Source organism: Paenibacillus sp. FSL F4-0087, from assembly GCF_038020215.1.
GTDB lineage: Bacteria > Bacillota > Bacilli > Paenibacillales > Paenibacillaceae > Paenibacillus > Paenibacillus taichungensis.
This window is the reverse complement of record NZ_JBBODJ010000001.1, coordinates 5,996,302-6,010,661: the sequence shown is the minus strand read 5'-3', so window position 1 is coordinate 6,010,661 and position 14,360 is coordinate 5,996,302. Positions and strand designations below refer to the sequence as shown.

Below are 14,360 nucleotides of genomic sequence, written 5' to 3'. Positions count from 1 at the left end.
TTAATAAATAGATTTTGGGCAAAAAAATGTCCGCTTTCAACTATATTAAAGCGGACATTAATCCATCGGCAATCAGATTAAATCTATTTTGATCCCGGTAACTTCTTGCTATTAGTTGGGCACCCTGAAGTGAAGCAAGGAATTGATGCGCAAGTACATCTGCAGAACCAGTAAATTTTAACTGGCCTTCACTTCTCCCTTGTTCTAGTACTCGTTTTAACCATTCCAAATTGGTTGTAAACAACTGGGCTATTCCTTCTTGTGTCTTACTGGATAAAGAAGCTAGGTCAGTAGAAAGCATAACACCCATGCATGTACAATAATCTTTGACTGGTCCACCATAAAGAAGGATGAACTTGCGTAGTTTTTCCAGATTATTGTGTGTTTCGGTATCAACTTGAGCAAGTGAAGAAATAAAATTTCTGTGATACCTCTCGATCAGTGCTTCTCCCAGATCCTCCTTATTTGGGAAATAGTAATGAATAGTCGGAGTACGTATCCCTACTATTTTAGCGATGTGTGCATAACTGAAACCGTTGAATCCAAATTCTTGTACAATTGACTGAGCAGTGTCTAAAATAGCTTCTGCTGTATTATTGTTTTTTATCATGCATGAATTCTACCTTTTAATAGATACGCTGTCAACTATGAGTTAATACCAGCTGCTGCTTCAGCTCTCAGTTTCTTCCTGACCGCATATCGGCGATCACCTGCCTTCAGGGATTCATTTTCGAGATTCCTCTATAAACCAAACTTAGGTATCTGAAATGAAGATACTTGATATATTTTTTCTGTATTATACATGATGACAAGAGCGATGTATCATCATAAGGCAAAGTAAAGAGAAAGAAAGCATGGATACTGGTCAAGCTGGTCGTAATATCGTTTACTTTTCTGTTGGTGGGGAATAATCATTGTTAAAATAGGAGGTTAAAATATGACAGTGTATCATTCAGTAGAAATCGAAGGATTAGAGGTATTTTATCGTAAAGCTGGTAATCCACATAAACCAGTCATTTTATTGCTTCATGGATTTCCGTCTGCTAGTCACATGTTCAGAGAACTAATTCCTGTGTTAGAGAATGATTATTATGTCATTGCTCCTGATTATCCAGGGTTTGGGAATTCATCTTCACCTGAGAGAGATAATTTTCAGTATACATTTGATCATATTACTAAAATTATGGAGTCTTTTATCGATAAACTAATGCTGACTAAATATGCGTTATATGTCTTTGATTATGGAGCTCCGATTGGCTTTCGTATAGCAATGCATCGTCCAGAGCGTATAACAGCTATAATAAGCCAGAATGGAAACATCTATCGTGAAGGACTAGGTGAAAAGTGGGCAACACGAGAAGATTATTGGAATAATCCTACTCCTGAGAAAAGAGAAAGTTATCGGACAGCATTTGCACCTAACACGATCAAAAATCAATATGTTCAAGGGACACAGGAAAGCAGAGTTTCTCCAGATGGCTATACTCTAGACATTGCTTATATGTCTCGTGCTGGAAATGATGAAATACAATTAGATTTAATTTTTGACTATCAAAGCAATGTAAGATTGTATTCGCAATTTCAAAAGTATCTCCAAACATACCAGCCGCCCTTATTGGCAGTATGGGGTCAGAATGATGTATCATTTATTCCAGCTGGTGCCAATGCTTTTAAAAAAGATGTACCCCAAGCGGAGATTCATTTATTAGACACAGGGCACTTTGCATTGGAGACACACGCGCTGGAAATCGGCGAATTGATGCTGAACTTTTTGAGGGATAATGGAATTTGAAGGATCGATAACAGGATGACTATGGGATGATGTTATATATCGTCCTTTTTGAACTTGTAATTATATCGTAAATGATGTGTCAAACCCAGCCGCCCAATACTGCTTCATCCTATAAATGTAGGCGGCTGGCAGTTTGTACCCCAGTTCTTGCTTCACAGGCGCAATCAGTTCATCTTTCGGAGGCCTCTTTATACCACGTTGAAGCTCCCTCGATCTCTTTTCGCTACTTCCGCACTTATTCTTCTTGCTCATGCCATTGTTATAATTACAATAAGGTCTTGAAAGTGTGTTCATAAAGTAGAAATAACATGTTAAGTATCATTAATGAAGGTATCTAAGCCTTGCAAAGGAGGTTAATATGGATATTCAGCTGCTCAAAGTGTTTTATACCACTGCCCAAGAAGGGAGTATCTCCAAGGCTGCTAATAAACTAAATTTTGCCCAATCCAATGTTACACATAAAATTCAGCAACTAGAGGCAGATCTACAGACACAGCTCTTTTACCGTCATAACAGAGGGATTACGCTTACGCCTTCAGGTCAAATTCTGGTCCCTTATGCAGAAAAAATACTTCACGTCATACAGGAAGCCAGATCCGCAGTCAGTGATTCTGCCGTCCCGTCAGGACCGCTACAGATTGGATCAGTAGAGACAACCGCCGCTGTCCGTCTGCCTGCCCTCCTAACCCAATATCACACGAATTATCCGTCTGTTGCAATTTCGCTAATTACAGGTCCAAGCGATAAGCAGCTCGAGGCCATCCTTCATTATGAATTGAATGGAGCTTTCGTATCCGGTCCTGTGGAGCATCCAGATCTGGTTCAAGAAGAAGTGGTTACAGAGGAACTGGTACTGGTGACTTCTGTGTCCCATCCTCCTATTGCTTCGATTCATGATATGGAGCTGCGCACGCTTCTTGTCTTTTTCGAGGGATGTTCTTACCGGTCCAGATTTAATCAATTGCTCCAAGAAGAGGGCTTGGTTCCGGTAAATCTAATGGAGTTCGGGTCGCTAGAGACCATCATCGGCTGTGTTGGTGCTGGACTAGGTATATCTCTCTTGCCGCGTTCTTTTATTATTGAAGCGGAGCAGCAAGGACGAATTAAGTGCCACGAAATCCCCAATAAATACAGCCTGCTCAAAACCGTATTCGTCAGACGCAAGGATGCGTTAGTTACACCAGCTTTGGCAGCATTCTTATCTGAGATGCGGTCTCATTTTCATGTATAAAAAAGGATCCCAAACGCCATCTATGGCACGCTTGGGATCCTTTCTACCTTAGTAACCGTACTTAGTTATTTACTTATGAAAGAAATGTTATCTTTTGTTTCTTGGCCAGCATCCTCCTGAATGGAGAGTCCCAGCAATCGTTGGCCTAAATTAAGCTCAAACTCCCCTTGTCGTCCAAATCCAAGAGCTATCGCTTTCGAAACTTTCTCCTGCGTACCCGGGCTCATGGCTCCCAAAATAAACGTTGATCTGGATTCTTGCAATTCTGAAGTCTCAGGTAGTCCGTTACGATTGATTAGCCGTTTAGCATCACTTAACACCTGGCGATCAAGGACCGATATTCTTAGAGCCAGGTTTTCTACGAAGCCTTCCAATTCCACGTCGGTGATCGCCCTGTTTATCCATCCGTAACGTTCCGCCGTCAAGGCATCATAATCGCCCGCGCCTAGAATTATTTCCAACGCACGCGCACGACCTGATAGGCGGGACAATTGCTCAATCGCTCCACCGCCCGGTACAACACCTACTGCCAGTTCCGGTTGTCCGAAGATGGCTTTCTCCAGGCTAGCAAATCGCATGTCACATGCCAGGGCAAACTCGCTGCCGACTCCCCGAATCCGGCCCCGTATTTCAACGATACTGACGACTGACGATCTGGAAAGCCGTGTCGTGAAGTCCATAAGCGGCGGGAGATCGATGTCTTTCGGCGTTTTTTGCTTCTCTCCGGCCCGTGTCATGTCATAATGAGAGATGAAAAAATCAGGATCGGCGCTATCGAACACGACGACTTTCAACTCGGGGTCGCTCTCGATTTGATCTATGAGCTCCAAAAGCTCATATACTGTATCTGGATCAACCATATTAATCGGTGAATTATGAAACGTTACGCGCCAGTAAGCAGGCGTTTTGCGATTTATAGTTAGTTGGTTGGTTGTATTCATATCAGATACTCCTTTTATTAATGGGATTGGACTTGTTTACGACCGGATACATAGTACCGCAACAGCACGATTAATGAGCAAATACGGATCACAGTCAAGACTACGTACACATATTTATAGGCATGAACTAGTGAAAACTTATCTTGAAAAGTAAGCAGCATTCCGCAAACCGCAACGGAAAATGAATCCCCGAAAAATTGAATTAGCAGCATGAAGCCCATAGTGACGTTGATGAGAGCGAGTTCCGCCATCGAACCAGCGCCTGCGGACTGCGCGATCCGCGCAATTAGCAACGTGTTAAAACTGCTCACGAATATACCGAAGACGGAAGAAAGCCCAAGTATCGTGAGCCCGACTGACAACAATCTTCGAATTGGCAGCGTGTCGGAGAGCCTACTTTATATGACCGTAGCCATTCGAGTAGCTGGAAACAATCCAAGAGCCGAGGTCTGCTGAAACGCTATCCCGAATGATGCTGGGAATGGAGACATTTATACATCGTCGTGTTCATGATGACGATGAACTTTTTTAAGAACGATCGTTCAAAAATAATATCGAATAATCGTTCTTAAATTTGAAACCATTCAACATCAATATTTTGCAACCATTGCAAACTCTACAATCCGTGCTCTAAGATCAACCCACCACGTTCGTGATAACTTCGATATTCCCACGGGTTGCTCGAGCATAAGGGCAAACATCGTGAGCTTCTTCGACCATTTGTTTTGCAATGCTCGTTTCTACACCCTTAATAGCGATGTCCATGATTACTGACAAGACAAAACCGTCATTTACATCCTTGCCGATCGTAACATGTGACGTTATTTTTGTGCCTTCCGATTTGATTCTATGTTTTCTCAGAACAACACCTAGCGCACCTTCAAAACATGCGGCAAATCCAGCTGCGAACAGTTGCTCAGGGTTAGTTCCGTCTCCGCCGGGTCCTCCCATTTCCTTGGGAACTTTTAAGTCAACATCAAGGATGCCATCGCTGGACACCGCTTTGCCTTCTCTTCCGCCTTCCACCATTACGGTAGCCGTGTACAATTTCTTTTCCATTTTATCCATTTTCGATCTCTCCTTTTCGTTGTTGATTTCCTTAAATTCGTTTCACGCATCATTTAGATCATGCTATTTTCCCATGTACCTCGAATTTCCACATCGGTCGATTTTGCGGCTTGTTCCAGATCTTCAATTTCCTTATTCGTCAATTTGACGTCAACGGCGGAAATAGCACTGGTGATATGCGATGGTTTTGTCACGCCAATAATCGGTACCGTTCCCTTAGCGATTGCCCAGGCAATGGCGATTTCTGCGGGTTTGACTTGATACCGGAAGCCAATTTCTCGCATCACTTCGATTAGATTTTCCAGTTTGGCAAATACCTCTTCATTGAAGGCGTCTCCTCTCCGGGTTCCAGCCTTAAAAGGATTCTGCGCACTATATTTACCGGTCAAAGCCCCTTGTTCCAATACCATATAGGAGAAAAATAGCAAGTCATTGGCTTTGCAATACTCAATGATGCCTGCTTCTTCTGAGGAGCGATAGAGTAGACTGTAATGGTTTTGGACGGCGGAGAGCTGAAGTTCCTCTTGTGCCAATATGTCCACCGCGATCTTAATCTCCACCAAGCTGTGATTAGAAACGCCTACGTATTTGACTTTTCCGCTTTTCATTAACGGAATCAGCTTGGAAGTCCAACGCTGGACGTTTTTCGGATTGTGAATCCAGTAAATATCCACATGATCCTTTCCAAGACGTTTTAAGCTCCCAGTAAAGGACTGTTCAACAGCATCGTCTGACTGATTACCCATCGGTGTGAATTTCGTTGAGATCAGGACGTCATCTCTGCCAAGAATGAATTTTCCTAGAATCGTTTCCGAAGCGCCCATGCCATAAACTGCAGCCGTGTCCCAAAGATTCAATCCGGCATTCATTGCCTCATTAAATATGGGTTTTAGATCCTCGTCCATCAGGTTATTCCCAAAAATTGCGTCTCCTCCGTTGGCACCGGTTCCCCAAGACCAGGTTCCTAGGGCTACTGCTGGGATATGTGTGTCTTTTAACTGAACAGTTTTCAAGGTATATCTCTCTCCTTCTAAAGTAAGATCTATAAACTTTTACATCTCAGCAAGAAGTTCTTTTGTTGTTAAAATGGCATGTGCAAACGTAGGGCCATTAATTTCATGCGCCACACGCATAGCTTCTTTACTGAAAGCAGCTGTTGCATCTTTTACAAGTGTGACATGATAACCAAGCTCCATGCCAAAGCGTGCTGTCGCTTCGATGCACGTATTGGCCAACATACCAACAACGATTATCTTTTGTACACCATGCATTTTAAGCTGATGATCCAGGTCAGTGTTTGCGAAGCCGCTGCTTCCCCAGTGCTCTTTAATAATTACGTCGCTCTTTTGAGGTTGAAAATCCGGATGGAATTCCCCTCCCCATGAACCTTTAGCAAATGTCTGTCTTTCTTTAACGCCAAGCTGATAAGGTGTTGGGTACAGCCAATTCTCAAAATCATCGGGTTCAGATCTGTGATGAGGAACAAAGAAAACTTGAATGCCAACTTCTCGAGCAGCGCTAACGATTTCTTTTAAATGCTCAAGCAAATGTACGGAGTCTGCTACTTCTTTAGCACGAGGGAAACTTTTGCCTTCAGGTGATAAGAAATCATTGTATGGGTCAACTAAAAGAAGCCCTGTTTTTGTCTTATCGTATACGTTTGTCATGCATCTGCACTCCTTTTTATTGATATCAATAGTTTATTATCAGAAAGGTAAACCCACGCCTTCATGTGATGTTCTGACCACGTAATTTTTTAACCAAGATTCAGATTATTTTTCATGCTCTAATAACGACATATTCATTTCAATTATTTGTCGTAATTTTTCCCTGTCCGTAATAGTTTTAACCATAACGCGAAGTCCTACCAGTGAATTGTTAAAAAATTGAGCAAGCCATTCCGCGTTGAGCGTCTTGGAAAGTTCCCCGGATTGTTGACCTGCTATTATAACGTCACGTATTAACTGTTCAGTATAATCCCAAAACTGATGAACATAATCTCTTGCCTCAGAATCATGTTTTGCCAATTCAACTGCAGTATTCACTATAAAGCAGCCTGAAGGAAACTCCTCTCCCGGTTGAATTGCTCTTTCAAACAACATTCCTATCGCTTCCTTGGCAGAAAGACCAACCATACGAAGTTTATATGATTGCTCTAACTTATCGCTATATCGCTTTAACGCTTTGATATACAAGGTTTTTTTATCGCCAAAGGTATCATACATGCTCCCTTTATGAATTCCCATATGTGATACTAGTTCCTGCATGGATGTTTTCTCATATCCTTGTTCCCAAAATAGCTCCATGCCTTTAAGTAAAACAGCATCTTCATCAAATTCCTTTGCTCTGGCCATTCATTCCTCTCCTTTCAAAGCAAATTTAGCATATTAAGAACGATCGGTCAAGAATATTGTTGACCGATCGTTCTTAAATCCGTGATCAATGTAACTAGCAGTCCCAAAGCCGCTATAATAGCTACTTTAAAGGCAATATGTTCTTGTCCCTCGACATTACTGGACACCTCATCTTACTTAAAAGTATCGAGCTAACACAAATAATATAGTATCATTATCCAACACGCTAACACTCGTACTTTTAGAAGATTTTTCCTGCTAATTCAACTTTCTAACCAAACTTGGTATATGATTTATCCCACCACTTTTATGATTTTGTAATTAGAAAAGCCATTGCCTGTAAAAGACAATGACTTTTCTACCTTATCACTCATATGGAGTTATTTGTGATCTTTATATCCCTAAATGATGCTTTCACCGTATTGTTCTCATTATGCGAAGTGACAGCTAACCCTAAATAGACAGTTCGGTCAATTTTCATTTCATGAATCGCATATAATATCCATGTCTCACCGTCTGTGCTATAGAATCCATAAAAAACATTACCAGACCTCTTTAGCCTTAACCAAGTATTTGGATAATTAATTGGGAACTCTGCTGGTTCTGAGCTATAATCCTTAGGATATATTGCTAAAGAATCACCGCCAGACTTTTCCCGATATTGAAATTCATAACCACCATTATTTTTATTTCGTGAGCTATTATCAGGAAAAACCATAAAGAATACATGCTCACTATCAGCAAGTAAAGATTTACGAGCCATAAGGCCCGCTTTCGTGTAGAGATCGGCCATACTAAGTGATTCTAACCTTACTGCCATATCGAAATCATCATGAATCGTTACATAGCTAAAATGGAATTGATCTGACCTCCCCCAAATGTCTTGCCCGCCTGCAATTACATCGTATCCTGTATCAACTTTTTCAACAGAACCTTTTATATCAACGCTTCCAATATCTTCATTTATAAAATCCACCTGATTCATAACTACCTCCAGCAACTCTATTGTGAGTATTGTTGATTTAATAGTCATCGTATATTGTATACGGACAACAACACATTTCTCCTATGGTAGTCGTCTGCCTCTTGAACTTACAAATAGAGAATACCACTCTTCTCTCGTCATCGTTAGGTTCATTGCCTCCCCGCATTTCCGAATACGGTCTGGTCTAGTAGTACCTAAAATAGGTTGAATCCCTGCAGGATGTCTCATTAGCCATGCTAATAGAATTGCCTCAGGTGATGTTTGTTTTTGATCAGCCATATCTTTAACGAGTAATGCTGTTTCTTTTATAGATTCGGATTGACCATCTAGATTTCTTCCCGAAAACAGCCCTTGTGCTAAAGATCCCCAGGCTTGAATTTGTATATTTTCCAGACGACAGTATTCTAAAGTTTCTTCAGGGAAATGAGCATTTATACGTTCATTATGGTTTACAAGTACTCCCATTTCCAACCAATCAAGTTTAGCCAGACTCATCTCCAGTTGGTTGATAATTAATGGTTCATTAGAATAGGATTGTAGCAGTTTGATTTGTGCTGCACTCATATTTGAGACACCAAAGTTTCTTACTTTACCTGATTCTTTTAATTCATGAATTACTTCAGCCACTTCTTCCGGTTCCATCAGTGGATCTGGACGATGTAGTAGTAAAAAATCAATATATTCAACTCCAAGTCTTTTTAGGATTCCGTCGACGCTGTTGCGAATATAGTCAGAAGAAAAATCGTATCTTCCGGGCCTTCCCGGACCGTCTTCGAATCGAATACCACATTTAGATTGAATTAATATTTTTTCTCTCAGATCTTTACGTTCCTTTAAGACTTGCCCAAATACTATTTCTGCCTTTCCAAAGGTATAGATATCCGCATGATCAAAAAAATTAATACCAATTGAGAGTGCTGCATCAACTGCCTGATGGGCCTGCTTTATATCTTCTTCTGTGATTGGATTTTGATTCCAACCACCGCCCAATCCCATACATCCCATCACCATACGACTTGTGGATATTCCTCGTTTTTCCAATTGCAATGGTTTCATTTTCCATCCTCCATATCATGATGTTTTTGTCATTCTTAAAACATGTTTTTCTTACACACGATATACAATAGCCTCGTAAGGTAGGAAATCGATCACCGCATCCTGATTGGTTCGTTCAGGGTTATTGCCGACGACGATATCGCCCAGCTTCCCTACGCCGAGATCAGAGATGCTGCAAGTCGCTGGTTGCTCTGAGATGTTCAGCAGCACCAACCACGACTCCTCTCCGAGCGTTCTTGTATAAGCATAAATCTGATCATGCTGATCCAGATATGTCTCGAACTCGCCATAAACCATGACCTCGTTACTCTTTCTTAAAGCGATGAGTTGCTTGTAGTAATAGAAAACCGAATTCTCGTCCGCCAGAGCTTGTTCGACATTGATCTCCTTGTAATTAGGATTGACGTCGATCCACGATTGTCCTTCCGTGAAGCCGGCTTGTGATCCAGCATTCCACTGCATAGGAGTGCGGGAATTATCGCGAGACAAATGCTGAAGCTCCTTCAGTACTGCCTCCGAATCGCGGCCTTTTCCGACCTCTTCCTTATACTTATTCTTCATCGCAATATCGTTATATTCGTCGATAGAATCGAACCGGATACCCGTCATCCCGATTTCTTCGCCTTGATAAATATAAGGCATGCCCGGCAGGGTGTGGATGAGGGTGGCGAAGCATTTGGCCGATTGTTCTCGATATTCGGTATCGTTACCGAATCGCGATACAACCCGCGTATGGTCATGATTGTTCAAAAATTGGGAGTTCCACCCCTTCCCCCACAAGCACTCGTACCAGCGATCCTGGATTTTCTTGAAGCGCTGCAAATCCCAATGGGCCATATAATCGCACACTTCAAAGTGGAAAAGCGTGTTTAATTCCCCACGTTCCTCGCCGACATAGAGCACGCCGTCCTCGGGGTTCACGAACGGAATTTCGCCGACCGTAAACACATCATAATGCTTTAACACTTTGTCGTGCATTTCCTGCAGATACTCGTGAATTCCCGGGTTATTGCCCAAATAAGAAATATCTTCGGGCCGCTCGGCGTCCGGGAAGCCCGGAATTTTGGCAAGCAAATTGATGACATCCATCCGGAAGCCGTCGATCCCTTTATCCAGCCAAAAACGCATAAAATCATAGACTTCCTCCCGTACCTTCTCGTTCTCCCAATTCAAATCCGGCTGCTCGTCAGAGAAGGAATGGAAGTAATACTCGCCCGTTGTTTCATCGTATGTCCAAGCGGAGGGGGCGAAGTAGGAACGCCAATTATTCGGTTGCTTGCGCCAAATGTAATAATCACGCTTTGTAGATTCGATGCTGGATCGCGACTCCTGAAACCAAGCATGCTGATTAGAGGTGTGATTCACAACTAAATCCATAATAAGCTTCATTCCGCGATTATGGACGGCAGCCAGTAACTTCTCGAACGTGGCCATCGTGCCCGCCTTTGGCATAACCGAACGGTAATCCGCAATATCGTAGCCGTTGTCTACGTCAGGCGATTCGTAGCATGGATTCAGCCAGATGACGTCCACACCAAGGCTTTGAATATAATCAAGCTTGCTGTATACTCCCTCAAGATCCCCATATCCATCGCCGTTGCTGTCATAAAAGCTGCGCCAATACACCTGATAGACAACCGCTTCTTTCCACCATGTTTTGTTCATTTATGCTCTCCCCTTTGCAATTCATCTGGCTTGTACAAATGATAAATTTCACTTTACTGCCCCTGCTGCAATCCCTTTAATGATATATTTTTGTGCTATAGCATAAAAAATAACTATAGGGATAATGGTTAATGTTAAGCCTGCCATCGCTTGATTCCAAACAATTGTAAACTCGCCGAAGAAATAGAACGTTGATAACTGAATAGTTCGCAAACCTTTTTCAGATAGCACAAGTGACGGAAGCAAGTAATCATTCCATGAAGCAATAACATCGAGAATCGCTACTGTGACAGATATGCTTTTTAGTAAAGGAAATACAATTTTCCAGAATACGCCTAATGTACTGCAACCATCTAGAACAGCCGCCTCCTCCAAAGCTACAGGGATTGATTTAATAAAACCGTGATATAGAAATACAGCCATGCCAGCGTGGAAGCCAATATTCATAAAGATCAGTCCGCCATGCGTATTAAGAACAGGCAAATGTAAATGAGTACGTATCCAATCCATGACTTGCATAAGTGGCATCATTAAAGTTTGAAATGGAATAAGCATCGTCGCTACGAACAAGAAAAAAATGATCTTACTCATGACATTGTCGCGACGTACAAGCATCCATGCCGTCATTGAAGCAAGCACAATGACAAAAATAACAGTTACAATCGTCACATATAGTGAATTTCCAAGTGCAACTAGGAAGTTCATCTTCTTAATTGCTGTTATATAATATTCGAAGCTGAACGTGCTTGGTAAAGAGAGTACATTTTCATATAATTCAGCCCGTGTTTTAAATGAATTAACAATCACAATGTAAATTGGTGATAAAAACACCAGTGAGATAATGACGATTAACAAAGAGAGTATTCCATTTTTAGTTTTACTCATTACATCTGCACCTCTCTTCGCTTGGTAATGATGACTTGAGTAATCGTTACAACCGCAATAACGATAAAGAACAGAATTGCTTTTGCTTGACCAAGCCCATAATTACCATATCCAAATATCTCATTAAATACATTCATAGCAAACAACTCGGTATGGTGAATTGGGCCGCCATTAGTTAATGACAAGTTAACATCATAGATTTTGAACGCGCCCGACAAAGTTAAAAATAAGCAAATCGTGAACGATGGCATTAATAACGGAAATACGATTTTGGTCATGCGATGCCATATATTTGCTCCGTCAACTTTAGCTGCCTCCATTACTTCATCAGAAATCCCTTGAATACCAGCAATATAGATAACCATCGTATAGCCTGCCATCTGCCAAGTGAAGACAACCACCAATGCAATCAGAGCATAATTTGGATCTATAAGCCAATTAAAGAATATATTATCCAATCCAGTTAATAACCCTATTTGGTTACCTCCATCCGTAAAAATGAAGCGCCAGATGTATCCAAGAATCAAGCCACCAATAAGATTCGGCATAAACAATAGCGTGCGAACAAGATTACTTGTTTTGAATCCAGAAGTAACCAGCAAAGCAAAAACTAAACCCAATAAATTGACGCTAACCAATGCGAATATAGTGAATTTTATTGTATTCCACGAAGATGCAAGAAAACGCTCATCCTGCAACAAGGCAGTGTAATTATCAAAACCAACAAATACTTTAGGGGTACCTTCAATCCCCCCCCATTCAATGAAGGAATAGTAAATTCCAATCAAAAACGGAACAAGAACAACAATTAAAAAAACCAAAAACAGCGGCATAGTGAATATGAAATACCATAGTTTTTTATTTGGCATACGAAACTCCCTTTTATCAAGTTTTACTTAGAAGAAAGTAGGAACATCTAACACCTTTTATAAGGGTTTAGGCTTTCAACAATGTATGTCATTGTCTTAATTAGCTGCTTTCAACCATACTTCACGAAGTTTATCAAGGAATTGTTCTGGGGTCATTGAAGGATTAAGGAAAAATTCAGATGCTAGCGGTGCAAGATCATTAATGATAATTCCTTGTGGGAAGTAATTCAAAGCCCGAGGAATTGTATTCCCAGATTGTGCTGCTTCATAAACTTGCTGTGATAACGGATCTAAACCAGTTGGTTCAATCGTTGTAACCGCTGGAACAAACCCAAAATCATTAAGAATTGTATTTTTACCTGTCTCGCTAGTATACAACCACTCTAAGAAAGCATTAGCTGCTGTAATTTGCTCTTGAGATGCTTTATTATTGATAACCCAACCAGCTGGGATGCCTACTTCCAATTTATCGTTTCCAACGATCGGAACAGGAGCCATACTAATATTAATATCATCATAGTCAGCAAGCATACTGTAACTCCAGTTACCTTGGTGCACAATTGCAGTTTTACCTGTTGCCAGATCACCCATTTGTCTATCATAAGTTACTTCAAGTGGATTAACCGTATAAGCACGAATAGCTGCCATCAATTCGGAGAACTCCTGGAATTCTGGTATTTCTTTCAAATCAACTTCACCTTTGTTTACTTTCTTAATGAAAGCTACAGGATCTTCTTGCAATGCAAATGGCGCGTTAATAATATGTCCAATCAAGAAATACGCTGTTTGAGATAGACCCAAACCGTTGATACCATCAGCATTAAATTTTTCAAGAGCTTGTATTAATGACTTTGTGTCTTTAACAGTTGAAGGATCATATAAGTTTTTATTGTAAACGAGCCCAAACCCCTCTATTCCAATTGGAACACCTACAATCTTACCGTCAATTTCCAATTCCATATTTGGAACGATATACTTAGCATAAGATTCATTCGTCATGTCATAGAAATATGATGCAAATTTTTCAGCTTCAACACCTTGTTGCACAGAAAAAATGGTTGGACCTTCATTAGCAGCTAACTTTGTTTGTAACTGTGTAATGTAGGAATCACCTGCGGAACCCCAGACCTCAACTTCATTTCCTGTTTCTTTTTTATACTTAGATGCCAAGTTCTCAAGTGACTCAGCAATTTCAACTTTACTTTGGAATAAAGAAATTTTGGCAAGCTTCTCACCATTATTTCCGCCATCACCTGTTCCTTCATCCGTATTGTTACTACATGCTGTTAAAAAAATAAAAAGCATAGTAGTAAGTAATACAAGACCCCATCTTCTCTTCATTAATTCTTCCCCCTATCACGTATTTGGAATTTATTTCACAACACAAGCTTGATTATAACTATAAAAAATTACCGGTTACAGGTGTAATATTCGCCTAAATGAGTAAATTATGAATCTGAATTGCTTAATAAAAGTATTAATAATAAAACACATTCATTTCCAACAACTGCTGT

The 14,360-nt window shown here is 40.9% G+C and carries 15 protein-coding genes; 3 read left to right on the top strand and 12 right to left on the bottom strand.

Annotated elements, in window-relative coordinates:
- Positions 1-40: 40 nt before the first annotated feature.
- Positions 41-610, bottom strand: a complete 570-nt coding sequence (locus MHB84_RS27425) for a TetR/AcrR family transcriptional regulator (protein ID WP_076288800.1) — start codon at positions 608-610, stop codon at positions 41-43.
- A 327-nt stretch (positions 611-937) separates the two neighbouring features.
- Between MHB84_RS27425 and MHB84_RS27420 the strand changes: the two genes are divergently transcribed.
- Together MHB84_RS27420 and MHB84_RS27415 are read left to right on the top strand one after the other, a co-directional pair.
- Complete coding sequence (locus MHB84_RS27420) at positions 938-1,792, top strand: alpha/beta fold hydrolase (RefSeq protein WP_076288801.1); 855 nt, start codon at positions 938-940, stop codon at positions 1,790-1,792.
- 358 nt (positions 1,793-2,150) lie between these two features.
- On the top strand, positions 2,151-3,023 hold the full coding sequence (locus MHB84_RS27415) for a LysR family transcriptional regulator (RefSeq protein WP_076288802.1): 873 nt from the start codon (positions 2,151-2,153) through the stop codon (positions 3,021-3,023).
- 65 nt (positions 3,024-3,088) lie between these two features.
- On the opposite strand, the gene MHB84_RS27410 is transcribed toward MHB84_RS27415, so the two are convergent.
- Positions 3,089-3,964: an enoyl-CoA hydratase/isomerase family protein gene (locus MHB84_RS27410; RefSeq protein ID WP_076288803.1), complete on the bottom strand. Its 876-nt coding sequence runs from the start codon at positions 3,962-3,964 to the stop codon at positions 3,089-3,091.
- Positions 3,965-4,174: 210 nt separating this feature from the next.
- On the opposite strand from MHB84_RS27410, the gene MHB84_RS27405 reads away from it, so the two are divergent.
- Entirely contained in the window at positions 4,175-4,420 is a 246-nt protein-coding gene (locus tag MHB84_RS27405; RefSeq protein ID WP_143764646.1) for a hypothetical protein, read from the top strand.
- Between the two features lie 180 nt (positions 4,421-4,600).
- On the opposite strand, the gene MHB84_RS27400 is transcribed toward MHB84_RS27405, so the two are convergent.
- The 10 genes from MHB84_RS27400 to MHB84_RS27355 form a co-directional block, all read right to left on the bottom strand.
- On the bottom strand, positions 4,601-5,032 hold the full coding sequence (locus MHB84_RS27400; protein ID WP_076288804.1) for an organic hydroperoxide resistance protein: 432 nt from the start codon (positions 5,030-5,032) through the stop codon (positions 4,601-4,603).
- Between the two features lie 53 nt (positions 5,033-5,085).
- Positions 5,086-6,045, bottom strand: coding sequence for an aldo/keto reductase (locus MHB84_RS27395; protein ID WP_076288805.1), 960 nt, complete (start codon positions 6,043-6,045; stop codon positions 5,086-5,088).
- 39 nt (positions 6,046-6,084) lie between these two features.
- A complete protein-coding gene (locus tag MHB84_RS27390; protein WP_076288806.1) occupies positions 6,085-6,699 on the bottom strand; it encodes an isochorismatase family cysteine hydrolase in 615 nt (204 codons plus the stop codon).
- 105 nt (positions 6,700-6,804) lie between these two features.
- On the bottom strand, positions 6,805-7,386 hold the full coding sequence (locus MHB84_RS27385) for a TetR/AcrR family transcriptional regulator (protein ID WP_076288807.1): 582 nt from the start codon (positions 7,384-7,386) through the stop codon (positions 6,805-6,807).
- Between the two features lie 370 nt (positions 7,387-7,756).
- Positions 7,757-8,371: a DUF1349 domain-containing protein gene (locus tag MHB84_RS27380; RefSeq protein WP_076288808.1), complete on the bottom strand. Its 615-nt coding sequence runs from the start codon at positions 8,369-8,371 to the stop codon at positions 7,757-7,759.
- Between the two features lie 81 nt (positions 8,372-8,452).
- Entirely contained in the window at positions 8,453-9,427 is a 975-nt protein-coding gene (locus MHB84_RS27375) for an aldo/keto reductase (protein WP_076288809.1), read from the bottom strand.
- A gap of 51 nt (positions 9,428-9,478) precedes the next feature.
- Positions 9,479-11,092 carry a glycoside hydrolase family 13 protein gene (locus MHB84_RS27370; RefSeq protein ID WP_076288810.1) on the bottom strand — a complete coding sequence of 538 codons (1,614 nt, stop codon included), beginning with the start codon at positions 11,090-11,092 and terminating at the stop codon, positions 9,479-9,481.
- A gap of 48 nt (positions 11,093-11,140) precedes the next feature.
- Positions 11,141-11,977 (bottom strand): carbohydrate ABC transporter permease, encoded by an 837-nt coding sequence (locus MHB84_RS27365; protein ID WP_076288811.1) that lies wholly within the window; start codon positions 11,975-11,977, stop codon positions 11,141-11,143.
- Positions 11,977-12,846, bottom strand: coding sequence for a carbohydrate ABC transporter permease (locus MHB84_RS27360; protein WP_076288812.1), 870 nt, complete (start codon positions 12,844-12,846; stop codon positions 11,977-11,979). Before MHB84_RS27360 ends, MHB84_RS27365 begins: the two co-directional genes overlap by 1 nt.
- 96 nt (positions 12,847-12,942) lie before the next feature.
- On the bottom strand, positions 12,943-14,187 hold the full coding sequence (locus tag MHB84_RS27355) for a sugar ABC transporter substrate-binding protein (protein WP_076288813.1): 1,245 nt from the start codon (positions 14,185-14,187) through the stop codon (positions 12,943-12,945).
- Positions 14,188-14,360 lie beyond the last annotated feature (173 nt).

Excerpts from the sequence above, each read along its gene's own strand:
- MHB84_RS27400 (WP_076288804.1), bottom strand. The coding sequence starts at position 5,032 with ATGGATAAAATGGAAAAGAAATTGTACACGGCTACCGTAATGGTGGAA.
- MHB84_RS27360 (WP_076288812.1), bottom strand. The coding sequence starts at position 12,846 with ATGCCAAATAAAAAACTATGGTATTTCATATTCACTATGCCGCTGTTT.
- MHB84_RS27355 (WP_076288813.1), bottom strand. The coding sequence starts at position 14,187 with ATGAAGAGAAGATGGGGTCTTGTATTACTTACTACTATGCTTTTTATT.
- MHB84_RS27365 (WP_076288811.1), bottom strand. The coding sequence starts at position 11,977 with ATGAGTAAAACTAAAAATGGAATACTCTCTTTGTTAATCGTCATTATC.
- MHB84_RS27425 (WP_076288800.1), bottom strand. The coding sequence starts at position 610 with ATGATAAAAAACAATAATACAGCAGAAGCTATTTTAGACACTGCTCAG.
- MHB84_RS27405 (WP_143764646.1), top strand. The coding sequence starts at position 4,175 with ATGAAGCCCATAGTGACGTTGATGAGAGCGAGTTCCGCCATCGAACCA.
- MHB84_RS27385 (WP_076288807.1), bottom strand. The coding sequence starts at position 7,386 with ATGGCCAGAGCAAAGGAATTTGATGAAGATGCTGTTTTACTTAAAGGC.
- MHB84_RS27420 (WP_076288801.1), top strand. The coding sequence starts at position 938 with ATGACAGTGTATCATTCAGTAGAAATCGAAGGATTAGAGGTATTTTAT.
- MHB84_RS27370 (WP_076288810.1), bottom strand. The coding sequence starts at position 11,092 with ATGAACAAAACATGGTGGAAAGAAGCGGTTGTCTATCAGGTGTATTGG.
- MHB84_RS27415 (WP_076288802.1), top strand. The coding sequence starts at position 2,151 with ATGGATATTCAGCTGCTCAAAGTGTTTTATACCACTGCCCAAGAAGGG.
- MHB84_RS27375 (WP_076288809.1), bottom strand. The coding sequence starts at position 9,427 with ATGAAACCATTGCAATTGGAAAAACGAGGAATATCCACAAGTCGTATG.
- MHB84_RS27380 (WP_076288808.1), bottom strand. The coding sequence starts at position 8,371 with ATGAATCAGGTGGATTTTATAAATGAAGATATTGGAAGCGTTGATATA.
- MHB84_RS27410 (WP_076288803.1), bottom strand. The coding sequence starts at position 3,964 with ATGAATACAACCAACCAACTAACTATAAATCGCAAAACGCCTGCTTAC.
- MHB84_RS27390 (WP_076288806.1), bottom strand. The coding sequence starts at position 6,699 with ATGACAAACGTATACGATAAGACAAAAACAGGGCTTCTTTTAGTTGAC.